General features: G+C 29.9%; 17 protein-coding genes and 1 tRNA gene. All 18 read left to right on the top strand.

Annotated elements, in window-relative coordinates; genetic code table 11:
- Nucleotides 1-5: 5 nt before the first annotated feature.
- The 18 genes from KKC53_01650 (at nucleotide 6) to KKC53_01565 (ending at nucleotide 19937) form a co-directional block, all read left to right on the top strand.
- Nucleotides 6-881: a polyprenyl synthetase family protein gene (locus KKC53_01650; protein MBU2597874.1), complete on the top strand. Its 876-nt coding sequence runs from the start codon at nucleotides 6-8 to the stop codon at nucleotides 879-881.
- Between the two features lie 28 nt (nucleotides 882-909).
- Nucleotides 910-1746 (top strand): TlyA family RNA methyltransferase, encoded by an 837-nt coding sequence (locus KKC53_01645; GenBank protein ID MBU2597873.1) that lies wholly within the window; start codon nucleotides 910-912, stop codon nucleotides 1744-1746.
- A gap of 182 nt (nucleotides 1747-1928) precedes the next feature.
- Entirely contained in the window at nucleotides 1929-2774 is an 846-nt protein-coding gene (locus KKC53_01640; GenBank protein MBU2597872.1) for an NAD(+)/NADH kinase, read from the top strand.
- A 53-nt stretch (nucleotides 2775-2827) separates the two neighbouring features.
- Nucleotides 2828-4435 (top strand): CTP synthase, encoded by a 1608-nt coding sequence (locus tag KKC53_01635; GenBank protein ID MBU2597871.1) that lies wholly within the window; start codon nucleotides 2828-2830, stop codon nucleotides 4433-4435.
- Nucleotides 4436-4445: 10 nt separating this feature from the next.
- Entirely contained in the window at nucleotides 4446-5078 is a 633-nt protein-coding gene (locus tag KKC53_01630; protein MBU2597870.1) for an NUDIX hydrolase, read from the top strand.
- Between the two features lie 30 nt (nucleotides 5079-5108).
- Nucleotides 5109-6026 (top strand): site-specific tyrosine recombinase XerD, encoded by a 918-nt coding sequence (gene xerD / locus KKC53_01625; GenBank protein ID MBU2597869.1) that lies wholly within the window; start codon nucleotides 5109-5111, stop codon nucleotides 6024-6026.
- Nucleotides 6027-6087: 61 nt separating this feature from the next.
- Complete coding sequence (locus KKC53_01620) at nucleotides 6088-7266, top strand: phosphopentomutase (protein MBU2597868.1); 1179 nt, start codon at nucleotides 6088-6090, stop codon at nucleotides 7264-7266.
- 109 nt (nucleotides 7267-7375) lie between these two features.
- Nucleotides 7376-8236 (top strand): DMT family transporter, encoded by an 861-nt coding sequence (locus KKC53_01615; GenBank protein MBU2597867.1) that lies wholly within the window; start codon nucleotides 7376-7378, stop codon nucleotides 8234-8236.
- Between the two features lie 277 nt (nucleotides 8237-8513).
- Entirely contained in the window at nucleotides 8514-9818 is a 1305-nt protein-coding gene (locus tag KKC53_01610) for a pyrimidine-nucleoside phosphorylase (GenBank protein ID MBU2597866.1), read from the top strand.
- 19 nt (nucleotides 9819-9837) lie between these two features.
- Nucleotides 9838-12447 carry a CBS domain-containing protein gene (locus KKC53_01605; GenBank protein MBU2597865.1) on the top strand — a complete coding sequence of 870 codons (2610 nt, stop codon included), beginning with the start codon at nucleotides 9838-9840 and terminating at the stop codon, nucleotides 12445-12447.
- A gap of 98 nt (nucleotides 12448-12545) precedes the next feature.
- Complete coding sequence (locus KKC53_01600) at nucleotides 12546-13235, top strand: site-2 protease family protein (GenBank protein ID MBU2597864.1); 690 nt, start codon at nucleotides 12546-12548, stop codon at nucleotides 13233-13235.
- 215 nt (nucleotides 13236-13450) lie between these two features.
- On the top strand, nucleotides 13451-14437 hold the full coding sequence (gene trpS, locus KKC53_01595; GenBank protein ID MBU2597863.1) for a tryptophan--tRNA ligase: 987 nt from the start codon (nucleotides 13451-13453) through the stop codon (nucleotides 14435-14437).
- 61 nt (nucleotides 14438-14498) lie between these two features.
- A complete protein-coding gene (locus tag KKC53_01590; GenBank protein MBU2597862.1) occupies nucleotides 14499-15233 on the top strand; it encodes a segregation/condensation protein A in 735 nt (244 codons plus the stop codon).
- Between the two features lie 7 nt (nucleotides 15234-15240).
- Complete coding sequence (cmk, locus tag KKC53_01585; GenBank protein ID MBU2597861.1) at nucleotides 15241-16536, top strand: (d)CMP kinase; 1296 nt, start codon at nucleotides 15241-15243, stop codon at nucleotides 16534-16536.
- Between the two features lie 196 nt (nucleotides 16537-16732).
- Complete coding sequence (locus KKC53_01580; GenBank protein MBU2597860.1) at nucleotides 16733-17356, top strand: 1-acyl-sn-glycerol-3-phosphate acyltransferase; 624 nt, start codon at nucleotides 16733-16735, stop codon at nucleotides 17354-17356.
- 3 nt (nucleotides 17357-17359) lie between these two features.
- Nucleotides 17360-18202 carry a 4-hydroxy-3-methylbut-2-enyl diphosphate reductase gene (gene ispH, locus KKC53_01575; GenBank protein ID MBU2597859.1) on the top strand — a complete coding sequence of 281 codons (843 nt, stop codon included), beginning with the start codon at nucleotides 17360-17362 and terminating at the stop codon, nucleotides 18200-18202.
- Between the two features lie 120 nt (nucleotides 18203-18322).
- Nucleotides 18323-19684 carry a ribosome biogenesis GTPase Der gene (der, locus tag KKC53_01570; GenBank protein ID MBU2597858.1) on the top strand — a complete coding sequence of 454 codons (1362 nt, stop codon included), beginning with the start codon at nucleotides 18323-18325 and terminating at the stop codon, nucleotides 19682-19684.
- A gap of 174 nt (nucleotides 19685-19858) precedes the next feature.
- A tRNA-Pro gene (locus KKC53_01565) sits at nucleotides 19859-19937 on the top strand.
- Nucleotides 19938-19968 lie beyond the last annotated feature (31 nt).

Here is a 19968-nt window from a genome sequence, read left to right as displayed (position 1 = left end):
GATATATGAGTTATCCATTAGAATTAGTTAAAAAAGTGAATAAATCATTAGAATATTATCTTTCTTCCATGGAGGGAGAACCAAAGATATTATTTAATGCAATGAGATATTCTGTCTTTAGTGGTGGTAAGAGGTTTAGACCTATACTTGTTATTCTTGTTGCGAAGAGTTTTAAAGTGTCTCATGATAAAGTTATGCCGATTGCATGTGCTATTGAATTTATACATACTTTTTCTTTGATTCATGATGATCTTCCTGCAATAGACAATGATAAGTTGAGAAGAGGAAAACCAACGTGTCATATAAAATTTGGAGAGGATATAGCCATCTTAGCCGGAGATGCATTATTTTCCGAGAGTCTTAATTTAGTTCTAAAACAAAAAAAGTACTCATCTGATGAGGTTGTATTAAAGTTAGCAGAAGAACTATCTAAAGCTACTGGAACATCTGGAATGATAGCAGGTCAGGTTATGGATATAATTTCAAATAGTGAAAATGTGGGAAAGGAAACTTTAAACTTTATTCACAACAATAAAACTGGAAAACTTATAAGAGCATCAGTTAGATGTGGTGCTATAGTATCAAATGCAGATAATTATCAACTAAAGAAATTCACTGAATTTGGAGAGCATTTAGGATTAGTTTTTCAGATTACAGATGATTTATTAGATGAAGTTGGTAAGGAAAAAAATACTGGCAAAAGAACAGGAAATGACAAAGCATTAAAGAAAATAACTTACCCGAGTTATTATGGGTTAAAAAAGTCAAAAGAAATTGCAAAAAAAGAAATAGAACTTGCAAAAAATTCAATTACTGATTTAAATTTACCAATTCAAGATTTAATCAATATTGCAGATTTTGTTTTAGAAAGAAAAAGTTAAACTTAATTTAATAAAAATTAATTAAAATATGATATTAAAGAAGAGATTAGATATAATTTTAGTAGAAAGAGGATTAGTAAAATCTAGAGAAAAGGCCAAGGCATTAATCCTTGAAGGTAAAGTTAATGTTGATGGTAAAAGGGTAGAGAAAGCAGGAACGTTAATTAAAAAAAATTCAGATATTAAAATTTATAAAAAAAATCACGATTATGTTTCAAGAGGTGGAATAAAACTTGAGAAAGCTCTTGAAAAATTCAATATAAATGTTAAAGGGAAAAAGATTCTTGATGTTGGAGCATCGACTGGTGGATTTACTGATTGTTTGTTATTAAAAGGTGCTAAGAGAGTAATTGCTGTGGATGTAGGATATGGTCAACTTTCTTGGAAACTAAGAAAAAATTCAAAAGTAATAATTTTTGAAAGAACTAATATAAGATATTTAGATCCAAATGAAATACCATTTTTAGTTGATATGGCAACAATAGATTTATCTTTTATCTCTGTTAAAAAAGTTATTAATAACATTTTAAGGCTTTCTAAAGATAATGCTGAATATTTAACATTGATAAAGCCTCAATTTGAAGTGGATAAAGGTATGGTAGGAAAAGGAGGTATTGTAAAAGATAAAAAATTACATAAGAGTGTTCTTCTTAACTTGGTAGTTTTTTTTCAACATATTATTGGATTAAATATTAAAGGTATTACCTTTTCACCAATAAAAGGAGCAGATGGAAATATTGAGTTTTGGATTTATGCTACGAAAGGATTGACTAAAAAAGAAATAATTGAAACTTCATTTCTCAAAAATATTGATGATAAAATAGAATCAGTTGTTACTAAAGCTCATGAATTATTAAATAGTTAATATACAGATGTCATTGCAAGGAGCCGAGATTCCTCGCTACACTCGGAACAGGCTGTGCAATCTCATGTAAATTTATTATTCTTAACATTTGGTTATTGTAAAAATATTAATAAAATAATGATTTTATAAAATATAATTATTCAATAAAATAATAATTTGTTAATTAAACTGGAAAAAAAGTTATGAATTTTGGAATTATTACACATCCAAAAAAAGAAGAAGCTCAAAAATTGATAGAAGAAATTACAAGTTGGCTTGGGAAAAAAGGTGGAAGGGTAATTATCTCTAAAAACGAAACAATGGCAAAGAAAAGACCTGATTTAGTTAAAAAAATATCAGATTTCAAAAAAGAATGTGATGTGATTTTAGTTTTAGGTGGAGACGGTACTTTTTTAAAAGCTGTTGATTACTGCTATGGAACAGATATTCCACTTATAGGAGTGAAATTGGGAAAGCTGGGTTTCTTGACAGAGCTTGAAGTTGATAAACTGTATTGGGGATTAGAAAAAATACTTGCTAAGGATTTCAGAACAGAACAAAGAATGTTACTTTCTTGTAAAACTGAGGATAAAAAACATCAACAAATAATAGCATTAAATGATTGTGCTATTACAAAGAGTTCATTTGGAAAAGTGATTGAAACAAGAATTTATGTAAATAACAGTTTTTATAATGCATATAAGGGAGATGGTATAATATTTGCAACGCCAACAGGTTCTACTGCATACTCCTTATCTGCAGGTGGACCTTTTGTATCTCCAAGAATAAGTGCTATTATAATGACTCCAGTTTGCAGTCACACTCTTTTTAATAGAAGTGTAATTTTCTCACCTGATGATGAGATAATGGTTAAAGCTAATTCAGAAAGTGGTAAGGTTGGAATAAATGCTGATGGTAGACATAGAATAATATTTGATTGTAAAAATAAAATATATATAAGAAAAGCAGATAAATACCTGAAGATACTAACATTTGGTAATGTTCCTTTTTATAACTCATTTAAAAAAAGACTTTTTCATATAAAATAATTCTTAATTATCAAAGAAATAAATTACTATAAGTTAGACTAATGTGAATTATTATGACTAAATACATTTTTGTTACAGGTGGTGTAATGTCTTCATTAGGTAAGGGTATTTCTTCTGCATCCTTAGGAAGACTACTTAAATCAAGAGGTCTAAAAATAACTCTTCAAAAGATTGATCCGTATATAAATGTTGATCCAGGAACAATGAATCCGCTTCAGCATGGTGAAGTATTTGTCACTGAGGATGGAGCTGAAACTGATCTTGATTTAGGACATTATGAGAGATTTATAGATCAAAACTTAACAGTAGACAATAATATAACTTCAGGAAGAATATATGGAAAAGTAATTTCAAAGGAGAGAAAAGGGGAATATCTTGGAGCTACAGTTCAGATGATTCCACACATAACAGATGAGATAAAAAAACATATAAGAGCATTAGTAAAAAGAGAAGATTTTGATATTGTGATTACAGAAGTAGGGGGTACTGTTGGTGATATTGAAAGCCTTCCATTTTTAGAAGCTATACGCCAATTAAAAAATGACCTTGGGAAAGAGAATGTCCTCTATATACATGTAACCTTCATTCCATATATAAAACAGATTGGAGAATTAAAAACTAAACCAACTCAACATAGTGTTAAGGAGTTAAGAAGTATAGGAATACAACCTGATATCATAATTTGTAGATCAGATAGACAATTAACTAAGGGGGCTATAAATAAATTAAGTTTATTTTGTGATATAGAGCCAGAAGCAATTATCAATAATATAGATGTAGAAGAGATATATAAAATTCCACTCTATCTGCAAAAAGAGGGTCTGGATGAAATTGTTATAAAAAAGCTCAATTTAAAACCCAAAGAATCAGATATGAAAGACTGGAAAAAAATGTTGGATAAAGCAACTAAATCTAAAGAAATTACAAAAATAGGTTTAGTTGGAAAATACACAAGATTAAAAGATGCATATTTAAGTGTAAATGAATCTTTAAAACATGCTGGTTTTGCTAACAGTTGTAAAGTTGAGACAACCTTGATAAATGCTGAACATCTTTTAGATAAAGATGCAGATGAAGTTTTAAATAAATATCATGGAATATTAGTTCCTGGAGGATTTGGTATAAGAGGAATTGAAGGAAAAATAAATGCCATAAATTATGCAAGGATTAATAAAGTTCCATTTTTAGGAATCTGTTTAGGGATGCAATGTGCTGTTATAGAATTCGCAAGAAATGTTGCTGGATTTATTGATGCAAATAGTTCAGAATTTAATCCTGAAACCTCAAATCCAGTTATCGATTTACTTCCGGAACAAAAGGAAATCGAAGAAAAAGGTGGAACCATGAGACTGGGGGCATATCCGTGTAAATTATTGCCTAAAACTAAAGCATTTAATGCTTATAATAAGGAATTAATATATGAAAGACATAGACATAGGTATGAATTTAATAATGATTATTTAGATGATTTAACCAACAAAGGTTTAAAAATCAGTGGAAAATCACCAGATGGGAAGTTAGTAGAAATAATTGAGTTAAAAGATCATCCTTGGTTTGTAGCGGGGCAATTTCATCCCGAATTTAAGTCAAGACCTAATAGAACACACCCACTTTTTAGAGAATTCATAAAAGCTGCATTAGAATATAAAAGAAAGAAATAAAATTAAGAATATGGAAAATAAAGAATTTAATTTTAAAGAAAGATTAATAAAATCTAAAGAAGTTTTTAGAGGAAAACTTCTTAAATTAACCGTAAGTGAGGTAAAACTTCCTGACAAAAATGTTACAGAAAGAGAAGTTGTTTCTCATCCAGGAGCAGTAGCTATTGTTCCAATGACTTCACATAATGAAGTTGTTATGGTAAGACAATACAGATTTGCAATAGAAAGACATACTTTAGAGTTACCAGCTGGTACATTAGAAGAGGGCGAAAAACCTATTATTTGTGCAAAAAGGGAATTTGAAGAGGAAGTTAAAATGAGAGCAAAAAAATGGAAAAAGCTAATATCAGTTTACCCATCTCCTGGATATTGCAATGAGAAAATCCATATTTTTTTGGCAAAAGAACTTGAAGATTTAACTGAAGCAGGTAATAAAGGAGAGAATTTTAAAGATGTTCAGAATAATATTAAAAATATAAGAAAATCTCAAGTAGAAGTAAGAAAATCTGAGAAAGATGAATTTATTAATAGGGTAATAATTCCATTAGAGGAAGCTAAAAATAAAATCTTTAGTGGTGAAATAATAGATGCAAAGACTATTATAGGAATAATGTTAGCTTCTTTAAAACATCATAAAAAGTAATATATTTTAGGATATTAAAAATTTCCAAAAATGAAAGAAGAGAAAATATTTGAGAAGGTTTTAAGAGATTTTATTAATTACATTACTGTAGAAAAAGGATTATCGCAAAATACAATAGATTCATATAGAAGAGATATTATAAAATATTTAAATTACCTACAAGATAGTGAAATAAAATCTCTTGATAATATAAAAAGGGAAGTAATATCAAATTTTTTGAATTCACTCAGAAAAAATAGATATTCTTCTACTACAGTAGCAAGAATGGTCACATCGATCAGGTCTTTTTCTAAACTTTTACTTAGAGAGGGACATTGTATTCACAATCCAGCTTCTCATATAAAGATTCCTTCTACTAAAAAATTTCTTCCAAAAATTTTAAGTATTGCTGAAGTGAATCTTTTACTTGATTTCAAAGATTTAATAACGCCATTAGATTTTAGAAATAAGGCTATGTTAGAACTGATGTATGCAAGTGGTGTCAGAGTTTCTGAACTTATTTCATTGAATGTAGGTGATGTTGACTTGGAAGACGGATTTTTAAGATGCATGGGAAAGGGAAGCAAGGAGAGAATTGTTCCTATTGGGGAAAATTCAATATCATCTGTTAAAGAATATTTAAAACACGGTAGATTGAAACTTAAACCAGCTTTCAGGGAATATGCACTTTTTTTAAATTTCCGAGGTAAAAGACTTACCAGACAGGGTTTTTGGAAGATATTAAGAGAGAGAGCTAAGCGAGTTGGACTTGAAAAAAAAGTAACACCTCATGTTCTTAGACATAGTTTTGCCACTCATTTAATAGAAAATGGAGCTGAAATTAGAGCTGTTCAGGAAATGCTAGGTCATTCTGATATTTCAACTACCCAAATATATACACATCTAAGTCAATCCTATCTTAAGAAGATCTACTATGAATTACACCCCCGCGCTCACTTAGAAAGATAACTATTATAAAATTTAAATTTTAAATAATAATTGAATTTATTAATTTTTAAAGGAGAAGTTGTTGAGAAAAAAAAAGAGAATAATTTTGATTGTTCTGGATAGTGTAGGAGTTGGTGAATTACCAGACGCACATAAATATAACGATGAGGGTTCAAATACATTAGGTAATATGGCTAAAGTATTGGGTGGTTTAAATCTACCAAATTTAGAAAAAATGGGGTTAGGTAACATAATTTCTATATTGGGGATTGAACCACAAATATCACCAATAGCAAATTATGGAAAAATGGCTGAAGTATCAGCAGGAAAGGAGAGTACAATAGGACATTGGGAGATAATGGGTTTACATCTTCTTAAACCTTTTCCAACCTATCCCAATGGCTTTCCTGAAGAAATAATGGAAAAGTTTCACAAAGCAATTGGTATTAAAACACTAGGAAATTATCCAGCATCTGGAACAGAAATAATAAAGATTTTAGGCGATGAGCACATTCAAACAAAAAAACCTATAGTTTATACATCTGCAGATTCAGTTTTTCAAATTGCTGCTCATGAAGATGTTATTTCAGTAGAAGAACTATACGAGATTTGTAGAAAAGCAAGAGAAATATTAACTGGAGAACATTCTGTAGGTAGAGTAATAGCAAGACCTTTTATTGGAAAAAGCGGAAAATTTATTAGAACTAAAAGAAGAAAAGATTTCTCGTTAGAACCAACAGAAAAGACTTTACTTGATTATTTAAAAGAAAAGGGTGGAGAAGTTTTAGCTGTTGGAAAAATATATGATATTTTTGCAGGAAGGGGAATAACAAAAAAATTTCCTACAAAAAGTAATATAGATGGCATCAATAAAATTATCAATTTAATAAAGAAGAATATAGGAGACTTGATAATTTCTAACTTAATAGACTTTGATATGTTGTATGGTCATAGAAATAATCCAGAAGGTTATGCAAAAGCATTAGTTGAATTTGATCAAAATATACCTAAAATTATCGATTCTATGAAATATAATGATATACTTTTTATAACTGCTGATCATGGATGTGATCCTACCACTCCAAGTACTGATCATTCCAGAGAATATGTACCTTTATTAGTTTACGGTAAAGATATTAAAGCAGGTATAAATTTAGGTAAAAGAAAGAGTTTCGCTGATGTTGGCAAAACAATTTCTGAAATTCTAAAGGTAAAAGTAGATATCAAAGGTAAAAGCTTTGCAAAACAGATATTATTGTAAATACAATTGTCATTTAAAATTTAAAAATAGAATCACAAGTGAAAGAATTTAAGCTAAATTGCTTCCTTCTATGATAACGAACATTTCTTACTTAGGTGAAGTTTTATCCTTGATTGTGGCATTAACTTGGGCATTTGCAGTCATCCTGTTCAAAAAGAGCGGAGAGAAAGTTCATCCCATTGCGCTGAACCTCTTTAAAGCTCTTTTGGCATCTGTTCTTCTACTTCCGACCTCGTGGCTATTTAGTGGTACATTGACACCTCAAGTTCCACGTACAGACTACTGGCTATTACTATTATCTGGAGCGTTGGGCCTTGGAATATCGGACACTCTGTTTTTCATGAGTCTAAACAAACTGGGGGCAGGCTTGACAGCTATTATTGATTGCTTCTACAGCCTTTCTGTCATCGGATTGTCTATTATATGGTTAAATGAAAGACTTACAGTTCTGCAGGTGATTGGCGCAATACTGATCATCTCTGCCTTACTGATTGCGACTCAGAAGAACAAAAGAGGAGCTGCTATTGGTAGACGCGATCTTCTCCTGGGTGTTATTTATGGAATTCTTTCTATGTTGATAGTAGCGGTGAGCATTGTAATGATCAAGCCATTATTGGAAAGATCTTCTCTATTATGGGCATCTGAAATTCGACTTATTGGTGGTGTGATAGTACTTTTATTAATACTTTTATTTCTACCGACAAGGCGCAGAATTGTCTCTTCGATATTCTCAGTGCAATCCTGGGGTTATACATTCTGGGGTTCGTTCATCGGAGGTTATCTTTCTATTATCTTGTGGTTGGCCGGGATGAAATTCACTCAAGCCTCAACTGCAGCCGCTCTAAATCAGACCAGCAGCATCTTTATTTTTATCTTTGCTGCTCTGCTGCTGAAGGAACCGATCAATCCACAGCGTACTTTTGGCATTATTCTAGCGGTACTTGGAGCGTTTCTAGTAGTGCTTGGGTAATAAGGTGTTATTGATGGTTTAATCCTTCAACCACTCAAATGGATGAAGGAAAAAGGACTGAATGTTTTTAGATTCAAATAGAATTATTAAATAATTTATAAGGAATTATAAAAATAAAGGTAAAGGCTGGTTTCTATAGAAATTATTTAATATATTTGTAATATTTTACAGTGAAATAATAAATTTTTATTTTTTGTGTATTTTATATTTACTATTGAAGTTATTGATTTAAAATTTGTAATTAAAATGATTGAGGAAATATGATTGAGGAGGCAATTTGAGAGCATACGATATTATTTTTAAAAAAAGATGGAATAAGATCTTAAGTTCCTCTGAAATTGATTTTATGGTAAAAGGGTTCGTAAAAGGTGTTATACCCAATTATCAAATGTCCGCCTTCTTAATGGCAATTGCGATAAATGGGATGAATACTGATGAGACATTATATCTTACTAAATCCTTCGTAGATTCAGGTGATATCATAGATTTAAGTTCAATACCAGGTATTAAAGTGGATAAACATAGTTCTGGTGGAGTAGGGGATACAACCACTTTAATAGTTGCTCCAATTGTTGCTGAAGCAGGAATTCCCGTTGCAAAAATGTCAGGTAAAGGTTTGGGTCATTCTGGTGGAACAATTGATAAATTGGAATCAATTCCTGGATTTAGTACTAAAATTTCTAAAAATGATTTTATAAACCAGGTAAAAGATATTGGTATAGCAGTAGTAGGAAAGATAGGTAATGTTGTTACAGCTGATGAGCTGATTTATGCTCTCAGAGATGTTACTGCAACTGTTGATAGTTTACCTCTTATTGCAAGCAGTATTATGTCAAAGAAGATTGCTGGAGGAGCAGATGCTATAGTTTTGGATGTTAAAGTTGGAAGTGGAGCTTTTATTGAAGATGAGGAAAAAGTAGAAAAATTAGCAAAAATTATGGTTAATATAGGTAAAGGCTTTGGAAAGAAGACGAGAGCAATAATAACTGATATGTCTCAACCTCTTGGCAATGCTATTGGGAATTCCTTAGAGGTTGAAGAAGCAATAAAAATTTTGAAAGGTAATGGAAGCTTGGATTTAAGAGAAGTTTGTATAAATATTGCAGCAAATATGCTTTTATTAGGACAAAAAGTTAAAGATTTAGAAGAAGGAATAGAAATAACAGAAGAAATATTAACCTCAGGTAGAGGTTTAGATAAGTTTAAGCAATTTATCTCTCATCAGGGAGGAAACTCAAATATTGTTGAAGATATCTCATTACTTACAAAAGCCAGATATAAGGATGAATTATTGGCAAAATATAATGGATTTATTTCAAAGATAGACTGCAAGCAAATAGGTATAGCAAGCATAATTTTAGGTGCTGGTAGGGAGAAAAAAGAGGATATAATAGATCCTTCAGTTGGAATAGTAATGGAGAAGAGATTAGGTGATAATGTAAAAATAAAAGATAAAATTTGTACAATTTATGGAAATGATTTTTCTAAAATAGAAGAAGCTAAAAAAATATTGGAGAAATCTATTGAAATATCAGATAAAAAGGGGAGAGTACCAATTTTAATAAAAAAGATAATAGATTAAATATTGGAGATGATACTTTTTGGAAGTTATAACTAGTCATAAAAATGCAGATTTTGATGCCTTTTCCTCTATATTAGCTGCAAAGAAACTATACCCAGATGCTTTAATGGTTCTTTCAGGGTCCCAAAATCAGAATGTTAGAGATTTTATTTCATTACATTCAGATGTTTTAAAATTTGTTGATGTTAAAGATGTAGATTTGTCTTGTATAAAGAAATTAATTGTTGTAGATACCAAAATAGCTAAAAGATTGGGTGATTTTGAAAAAGTGGCGTTAAACCCAAATGTTGAAGTAGTAATTTTTGACCATCATCCACAATCACAGGAAGATATGAAAATAGATATTGATTTTTCTCGTCAATTAGGTTCTACAACTACATCTATTGTTGCATTAATAAGAGAAAGAGGAATTCTGATCACTCCATTTGAAGCTACAGTTTTTGCTATGGGTATTCATGAGGATACAGGCTCTCTAACTTATCCCACAACAACTTATCTCGATGTTGAAGCAGTAGCTTTTTTGATGGCTCAAAGAGCTAATATCAAAGTTATCAGAAAATTCTTAAACCTAACATTAACAAAACAACAGCACAAATTATTAGAAGAACTTATTTCAAAATCAAAGATAGTAAGAATAAAAGATGTTGATATATTAATGTCTCATGTTAAAACTTCCGAATTTGTTAATGGTTTTTCAGTTCTTGCTCATAAATTAGGAGATTTAGAGGAGGCAGATATAACTTTTATATATGCAAAAATGAGGGATCGCATATATATAGTTGCAAGAAGTAAAAGAGATGATGTAGATGTAGGTAAAATAATTTCTTATTTTAATGGTGGTGGACATCCAACAGCAGCATCCGCTTCTGTAAAAGGTATGACCCTACACGATATTGAAAAAAAATTAATTGAACAAATCTCAAATGAAATAGAAGCTCCATTAACAGCAAAAGATATTATGTCTACTGTGGTAAAAACTATATCTGAAAAAACTACCATAAAAGAAGCTGAAGAGAAAATGGTTTTATATGGTCATTCAGGGCTCCCAGTTATTAAAAGAGGGAAAATAATAGGAATTATTTCAAGAAAGGATATCGATAAAGCTGTTAGACATAAATTAAGTCATGCTCCGGTAAAGGGATTTATGTTAAAAAAGATTATAACAGCTTCTCCGGATACTACTGCAAAATATTTACAAAAAACAATGATAGAAAATGCAATTGGTAGAATTCCGATATTGGATGGATCAAAGTTAGTTGGAATAGTTACTAGAAAAGATATATTAAGAGCTCAACATGGTGATGAATATATGCCTGAAAATAACTTGTTAATCAGCTCTCACAGTTTTACTCCGGAAACGATAAGAAAAAGAATGACTCAACTTCTACCCAAATGGTTAATAAAAGTAATTGATAATATAGGAGAACTTGCAGATAAGCAAAACGTAAAAGCATACTTAGTAGGAGGATTTGCAAGGGATATGCTTTTAAAGTATCCAAATCTTGATATTGATGTAGTTGTGGAAGGTGATGGTATAGCATTTGCTAAAAAAGTTGTCAAAAAATTTGATGGTAGGATTAGACCACATAAAAAATTTGGAACTGCTGTAGTTGTACTACCAAATGATTTTCACATTGATTTTACATCTGCAAGATCTGAATATTATGAACATCCTGCTGCGCTTCCTTCAGTTGAAAAAAGCTCAATTTATCAGGATTTATATAGAAGGGATTTCTCTATAAACTCTATGGCTATTGCATTAAATAAAAAGAATTTTGGGCAGATATTAGATTTTTTTGGAGGTCAAAGAGATATCTTAGAAAAAAGAATTAAAATTATGCACAATCTCAGTTTTATAGAGGATCCAACAAGAATTTTTCGTGCAGTTAGATTTGAACAAAGATATGGCTTTTGCATGGATTCCCAAACTGAGAATTTGGCAAGAAATGCTATAGAAATGAAATTGGTAGATGAACTAACAACATCAAGAGTAAGAGAAGAATTAGTAGCATTATTTTCAGAATCAAAGTCATGGAGAGTAGTTATGCGATTGGATAATCTAAAAGCATTAAGAACAATTCATCCTCAATTAAAATCCACACCTTATGTCATTAAAAGATTAAAAGAGATCCAATCTTCGTTTTATAAATTGAGTGATGAATTTTCTCCAAAACCTTTGCATTGGATTGTTAATATAATTGGATTATTCTATGATATTCCTCTAAATGAGGTAGAGAAGTGGTGCAGTAAGATGAAGATGAAGAAAAAATTCGCAGATAAAATTATACAGGGAGTTTCTGAAATAAAAGATAGGGTAAAATCTTTAAGAAGAAGGAAAATTAAAAATAGTGAAATATATAAGATTTTAAATGAGCTAAATAGTGAATCTATAATTGTAATTAATGCTTTATTTTCAAATATTAGAAAAAAGATTGAAAAATACATAAATGAATTAAAGGATGTTAAAATATCTTGTACAGGTCAAGATTTAATAAATATAGGGTTTAAACCATCACCATTTTTTAAAGAGGTATTAGATTCTTTGCTTGAAGCAAAGCTTGATGGTTTGATTAAAGATAAGAATGACGAGATTTTATTTATAAAAAATAAGATGAATAAAACACCCTAAAATTTTATAATTTTGGCATTGCGAGGAGCTAGATTCAAGTTGTCATTGCGAGGAGCGTAAGCGACAAAGCAATCTCATTAAAAAATAAATTATGGAGTATGAATTCAATGTTAGTAAATATATTATTAAAAATTCTATTAATTGCCCCAGGTCTATTACTTGGAGTAATAGTTCATGAGTTAGCTCATGGATATATTGCATATAAATTTGGTGATCCCACTCCGAAATTAGCTGGTAGACTTAGCTTTGATCCGATGGTTCATCTTGACCCTATCTATTCACTTCTTATACCTCTTATGCTAATAGCTTTAAATTCAAATGTCATTTTTGGAATGGCAAAACCTGTTCCCATAAATCCAAATAACTTCAAGGACTATAAAAGGGGTATAAGATATGTTTCATTAGCAGGTCCAATATCAAATTTAATTATAGCTTTTCTTGCAGGAAATTTATTAGGTATTTTAGTATTCATTTCGAAAACTTATATGCCTACTTTGATGTATAATTCAATATTTATTGGAATAAATAATATTATTAATTATGCTATAAATATAAACATATTTTTAGCTTTTTTTAACTTACTTCCAATACCACCTCTGGATGGTTCAAAGGTGTTGGCATCATTCATGTCTTATCAAAATATGCAAAAGTTTTTAGCACTAGAACAGTATGGAATATATATAATTTTTCTTTTTATATACTTTGCTGGTTCGCTTCTCTGGAAAATTATAGATCCACTGCAGCGGGTTTTTACAGAGATCTGTCTCTGGTGGCGCATATTCTTATAAAAACAATTTATAATTTTCCTGCTAAAATTTCATGAAATAAAAAATACAAATATAAGATAATTATTATTAATTTTCGTGTTAAAATACTAAAATTATAATATTGAAGTTTAAAATATTTTTTTTACATATATCAGAACTGGTTAGAATTAATAGTTTTAAAAATTTATAATAAAATATAAATATTAAATATATATTTATAGATTGAGAGGATAAAAATGAAAAAAATAGTAGTAACAGGATATAGAACAACTGGTAAGTTACATCTTGGAAATCTATTGGGAAATATGTTGAATATGCTGGATTTACAGGAGAAATATAAATGTTTTTTCTTTTTCGCAAATTTGCATGCACTAACAACAGATTATAAAGATACATCAGAGATAATGAATAATGTGAAGATACAGCTTGCTGAATTTTTGGCTTTAGGTATTAACCCTGATAAAAGTGTTCTTTATCTTCAATCAGATATTCCCGAAATAGCTGAACTCACATTATATTTATCAATGCTTACTCCAATTTCAAGGATGGAGAGAAATCCAACATACAAGGAACAATTAAAAGAACTTTCTAATAAGAATATAAAAATGATGGGATTTTTAGGATATCCCATACTGATGGCTTCTGATATTATAATTGTTCACGCCGATTTTGTCCCAGTGGGTGAAGATCAACTTCCACATATTGAAATAACTAGAGAATTAGCAAGAAAATTTAATAAATTATATGGAAAATATTTCAAGGTGCCAAAAGCATTGATTACTAAAGCAAGTAGAGTTCCAGGTATAGATGGAAGAAAGATGTCCAAGAGTTATGGAAATGCTATTTATCTAAGTGATGAACCTGATGTCATAAGAAAGAAAGTTAGAATGATGATAACTGATCCTGAGAGGGTATATAAAACTGATAAAGGACATCCTGAAATATGTGATGTTTTTTATTTACATAAAAGTTTTAGTAAGGAAGAGATTGGTGATATTGAGAAAGAATGTAAGAATGCTTTAATAGGCTGTACTCAATGTAAAGAAAATTTAACAGTAAAAATATCCAATTATTTGTCTGATTTTAGGGAGAAAAGAGCTGCTTTTCTTAATGACACTGATTATTTAAATACTGTTTTGGAAAATGGTAAAAATACAGTAAGAGAAATTACAAAAGAAACAATTAATCAAGTTCGTCATAGAATGAAATTAATTAGTTTTTAATTCAACAAATAGTTGAAAAAGATAATAAAATCTATTTTTGATAAAAAGATAAAAATTAAAAATGATAGTCTTTGAAAATCAGGTAATTTTAAAAGAATACGAGGATCCTACTGAACTGCTTCTTGATTTGATAAATAGTCAGGAAGTTGACGTTTATTATGTATCAATTTCAGAAATCACTAATAAATATATCCAATCATTAAGATTTATAAAAGATATTGATATAGAAAAAGCCAGCCATTTTATTCTTACTGCATCAATTTTGCTTGAACTAAAATCATTATCGTTGTTACCTCAGGAAGAGAAGGAAGAGGCTTTTGAAGATACTCAAGAAATGCTTGAAAGGAAGCTTAGAGAATATAGAAAATATAAAAAAATTTCAAAATTTTTAGAAAATATTTGGGAAAATGAGTCCAGAACCTATCCTTCTTGTGTAAAACTTGAGGAAGTATTAGATGCAATAACTTCAGAATTTATTGGCGAAATAGATATAAATGATTTAGTAAGAACATGGAATGAATTCAGTACTGCACAAATAGAAACCGAAAAAGTTAATACATCATTTATTAGGAAGATTAGAATAAATATTGAAGAGGAAATTAGTAGAATTTTGGATGTTTTAAAAAAATCGCCAAAAACATCATTTAGAGAGATAACATCACATTTTAAAGATAAAATAAAGATAATTGTCTCATTCTTGGCAATTCTGGAGCTTTATAAATCGGGTGAAATTGATTTACTGCAAAGAGAAACATTTGGAACAATAGAAATATTTAGAAAAGATTATTTATCATAATAGGAAAATGTTTAAATTTAGGAATGAAAAAAGAGAATTAAAAAGAATTATAGAAGCTATATTACTTGTTGCATATGAACCTGTAAAAACAGCTGCTATAGAAAAGATTTTGAATAAAAGTTCGGATACAATTGAAAAAATTATAAAAGAACTTCAAGAAGAGTATAGAAAGGAAGATAGAGGATTTCAACTAAAGAAAGTGTCTGGTGGATATAGATTTTATACTCATCCTGATTGTAGAGATTATATTGAAAATTTTTTTACGTCTACCATGCGGGGTTACTTTTCTCAAGCAGCCTTAGAGGTTTTAGCAATTATTGTTTACAATCAACCAGTTTCTCGAATAACAATAAATGAGATAAGGGGAGTGAGATCTGAATCAGTTATTTCAACTCTATTAAGTAAAAGATTAATTGAGAAAGCAAGCAAGGGATTTGGTCCTGGTCATCCTATCCTTTATAAAACAACACCTTTATTTCTGGAAAGTTTTGGACTCAATTCATTAAAAGACCTACCACCAATTGAAAAGTTCTCAGAAGATATTAAGAATGAGACTCATTCTAAAGAGGAAAATAGATATCTCAATATTATCAATACTAAAGATGGGAATAGATATCTTAATGTTATTGCAATTGATGGTCCTGCAGGTTCTGGGAAAAGTACTATATCAAAAGAACTCTCTCGTAAACTTAAATTCTTTTATTTATATACAGGAGCTATGTATAGAGCATTAGCCTATCTTGCTTTAAAAAGAGAAGTAAATTTATATGACGAAAAAGTCTTAACTGATTTGACAATAGATTCTCCTATTGAAATCGAAAATGATGCTGAGCGCAACAGTATTATAAAAATTGATGGTGAAGATGTTACAAATAAAATTTTTACCAATGAAGTTAGTGATGCTTCTTCAAAGATAGCTATTTATAAAGGAATAAGGAAGGTTTTATCAGAGAAACAAAGAGAAATATGTGAGAAGGGGAAAATTGTTGTTGAAGGAAGAGACGCTACTACAGTTGTTTGCCCAGATGCAATTGTTAAGATATTTTTGGGTGCAACTCCTGAGGAAAGGGCAAAAAGAAGAGTGAAACAACTCATTGAAATGGGTCAAGAACCTCCAAAGTTTAATGAATTACTAAAACAGATTAAAGAAAGAGATGAAAGAGACAAAAATAGGGAAATAGCACCATTAATAAAAACAGAGAATAGTATTTATATAGATTCTACAAATTTAACTGTTGAAAAAGTAACAGAAAAAATTATTGATATTTATAGAAAAAGGTCAGAAGAATTTAAATCTACTTAGGACAAATAGGATTCCACTTAAAAAATCATTATTTCAAATAACTATTTCTTACATGATATTCAATGTTTTTAATTTTTAATAATGCTTTTGAATAAGATTCTTATAATCTATAATTAATTTAGATAAAATTATTAAGAATTATTAAAAATGTGACATTTTAAATAAAGTTACTAAAGTTATTAAGAAAAGGGGATATATGTTTTATAGAATATTAAAAATTTTAGGTTTTTTATTACTGAAGATTATGTTTAGAATTGAATATAATGGAGTTGAAAAGATTCCAGAAACTGGAGCTTTGATTATTGCAGGTAATCATTCCAGTTATTTAGATGGCATTATATTAGGAGCGATGAGCAAAAGGTCAATTCATTTTATGGCAAAAAAAGGACTATTTAAAAATAAAATTTTAGCTTCTTTTTTCAGAACTTTAAAAGCATTTCCTGTAGATAGAGAAAAACCTGGTAAAAGTTCTATATCTATGGCTTTAAAAATCTTAAAAAATGGAAATATTTTGGGAATATTTCCAGAAGGAACTAGATATATTGAATCATTAGGAAAACCGTTTTATGGAGTTGGCTTTTTTTCTATTAAAAGTGGTGCACCAATACTTCCAGTTGCGATACATGGACCATCTAAAATTGCACCAAAAGGAAAATATCTACCACGTTTTTCAAAAATTAGAGTAACTGTTGGGGATCTAATTTTGCCTCCAAGAGTATATAATAAAAAATCTATGAAAAATTTAGCGAAAGATGTAACTTACAAAACAATGGATATTTTAAAAACGATGTTAAACGAAATTGAGCATAAGAGGGGATAAAATTTGGAAATTATTTTAGCAAAGCCTATAGGATATTGTTATGGGGTTGAAAGGGCTATGAATATTACATATGAGACTCTAAAATCAGAAAAGAATAATATTTATACTCTTGGTCCTATCATTCATAACCCGCAAGTTGTAAAAAAACTCAAAGATAACGGTATAAAAATAATAGAAAATTTGGAAAATGATTATGTTGGAACACTAATTATTAGAGCTCATGGAATTGATCCAAAAAAATTAGAAAGAGCAAGGAAAATGGGCCTTAAGGTAATTGATGCTACTTGTCCTTTTGTAAAAAAGAATCAAAAGAGAGCAACTCAACTTGTAAAAGAGGGTTATTTTCTTGTGGTCATTGGTGAAAAAGAACATCCTGAGATATTGGGAATTTTAGCAAATGCAAATGGTCCATTTATGGTAATTGAAAATAAGAGTGATTATAAGAAACTACCAGATGTAAAAAGAGTGGGAGTAATTACTCAAACAACACAAAGTATGGAAAACTTCATTTCGGTTGTCTCATATTTATTAGAAAAATATAAAGAAATAAAGATATTTAATACAATTTGCGATGAAACAATAGAAAGGCAAAAGTCAGCAAGAAATATTGCTAATAAAGTTGACCTAATGTTAGTAGTTGGTGGAAAAAACAGTGCCAATACCAAGAGATTAGCAGAGATAGGTAAAAGTATAAATGAAAATACTTATCATATAGAAACTTCTGAGGAAATAATAAAAAAGTGGCTAAAAGGAGTTAAAAAAGTGGGTATCTCTGGTGGAGCATCTACTCCTAAATGGCTAATTGATGAAGCTATTAAAAAAATAAAGAAAATAACTTCTCATTAAAAATTATCAAAAGATTTGGGCATAGTTTCTTGACTGAAATGTCTTCGAAACCATGCCACAAATCTAAAAATATCAATCAGATTTAGTTAGTATTATTAATTCATCAAAGAAATTAGAAAAATGCAAAAAGAAAGAAAAATTCCAATAATAGCTATCATTGGTGCACCTAATGTAGGTAAATCTACACTCATAAATAGAATATGTCCTGGTGTGCGACTTGTGGTTGACAAAATACCTGGTAGCACAAGGGACAGAAAATACATCTCAGCTGAATGGGGGGGTATTAATTTTGATATTGTTGACACTGGGGGTTTAGATCTTAAATCTAAAGACTTAATAGCAAAACAGGTTTTTAAACAAGCTAAAATTGCAGTTGATGAATCAACAATTATTCTGTTTGTAGTAGATACAGATGTTGGTATTACTACCTTAGACAAACTACTTTCATCTTTTCTAAGAAAGTCTAATAAGGATGTAATTTTGGTTGTAAATAAGGTTGATGATCCAGAGGATAACATTTCTCATCTGCCATTTTATGCACTATCGATGGGAGAACCTTATCCAATATCAGCATTACATGGTATAGGAATTGGTGAACTGTTAGATATGTTAAGAGAAAAGATTCTCAAAAAGATGGAAATGGAGAAGGAAAAAGAAGTAATTCATAAAGAGATAAAAGTGGCTGAAATTGAGGAGATAGAAAATAGTATTGCTATTATAGGAAAACCAAATGTTGGAAAATCATCACTTTTTAATTCAATAATAGGGGAGAAGAGAGCAATTGTTCATCATGAGCCTGGGACAACAAGAGATGCAGTTGATACATATTTTAAATGGAAAGACAATACTTATAAATTTATAGACACAGCGGGATTAAGAAGAAAATGGAAAAAAGCTGAAAAAGTAGAGCAATATTCTATTGTAAGAACATATAGAGTCTTAGAACAAAGTAATTTATCGGTCCTCGTTATTGATCCAACTGAGTCACTTTCAAAGCAGGACGTGAAGATTGCTACAGAGGCTTGGAAAAGAAATTGTTCACTTATAATTGCATTAAATAAATGGGATATAGTTGATGAGAACAGATCAAATCAAATCTATTTCGAACTTGATAAAAAACTGCCATTTTTACCCTCTATTCCAATTCTCCAGATTTCTGCTAAAGAAGGTTGGGGAATTACAAATTTACTTAAGACAATAAGTAAAATATTTGAGGAAAGAAATAAAAAAATAAGTACTTCAAACTTAAATTTATTCGCTTTAAAAATTAATAGGGAAAGTGAAGCCCCTTCTAAAGAAGGAAAAGTTCCACAAATAAAATATATAACTCAGATAGATGTTTCACCACCAAAATTTATTATTTTCTTAAATGTAAGAAGATTTGATCATGAAAGGTTAAAAAGATTTTTGCAGAAAAAAATAAGAGAAGAGTTTGGTTTTGAAGGGACACCTATAAGGATATTATTTAGAACAAAAACTTAAAAAACACTGTAAGATTTGGGTATAGTTTCTTGACTATTTTCCCTCTCCCCTGGTGGGAGAGGGAAAGGGAGAGGGGGAATTTAAAATGTCTTCGAAACTATGCCACAGATCTTAAATGTTATAATATATTACTATATATAATATTACTATATATATGAAGTTAAACTAAAAGGTCGGGACGTGGCGCAGTTTGGTTTAGCGCGCCAGTATGGGGTACTGGAGGTCGGCGGTTCGAATCCGCCCGTCCCGACCAAATATATATGATAGTTACTTGGAAAGCCAAC

Source organism: Actinomycetota bacterium (assembly GCA_018830725.1).
Taxonomy (GTDB): Bacteria; Actinomycetota; Humimicrobiia; order JAHJRV01; family JAHJRV01; genus JAHJRV01.
This window is presented reverse-complemented; position numbering and strand designations above follow the sequence as displayed.

Excerpts from the sequence above, each read along its gene's own strand:
- KKC53_01650 (MBU2597874.1), top strand. The coding sequence starts at position 6 with ATGAGTTATCCATTAGAATTAGTTAAAAAAGTGAATAAATCATTAGAA.
- der (MBU2597858.1), top strand. The coding sequence starts at position 18,323 with ATGCAAAAAGAAAGAAAAATTCCAATAATAGCTATCATTGGTGCACCT.
- KKC53_01640 (MBU2597872.1), top strand. The coding sequence starts at position 1,929 with ATGAATTTTGGAATTATTACACATCCAAAAAAAGAAGAAGCTCAAAAA.
- KKC53_01630 (MBU2597870.1), top strand. The coding sequence starts at position 4,446 with ATGGAAAATAAAGAATTTAATTTTAAAGAAAGATTAATAAAATCTAAA.
- cmk (MBU2597861.1), top strand. The coding sequence starts at position 15,241 with ATGTTTAAATTTAGGAATGAAAAAAGAGAATTAAAAAGAATTATAGAA.
- KKC53_01580 (MBU2597860.1), top strand. The coding sequence starts at position 16,733 with ATGTTTTATAGAATATTAAAAATTTTAGGTTTTTTATTACTGAAGATT.
- KKC53_01590 (MBU2597862.1), top strand. The coding sequence starts at position 14,499 with ATGATAGTCTTTGAAAATCAGGTAATTTTAAAAGAATACGAGGATCCT.
- KKC53_01600 (MBU2597864.1), top strand. The coding sequence starts at position 12,546 with ATGAATTCAATGTTAGTAAATATATTATTAAAAATTCTATTAATTGCC.
- KKC53_01635 (MBU2597871.1), top strand. The coding sequence starts at position 2,828 with ATGACTAAATACATTTTTGTTACAGGTGGTGTAATGTCTTCATTAGGT.
- trpS (MBU2597863.1), top strand. The coding sequence starts at position 13,451 with ATGAAAAAAATAGTAGTAACAGGATATAGAACAACTGGTAAGTTACAT.
- xerD (MBU2597869.1), top strand. The coding sequence starts at position 5,109 with ATGAAAGAAGAGAAAATATTTGAGAAGGTTTTAAGAGATTTTATTAAT.
- KKC53_01645 (MBU2597873.1), top strand. The coding sequence starts at position 910 with ATGATATTAAAGAAGAGATTAGATATAATTTTAGTAGAAAGAGGATTA.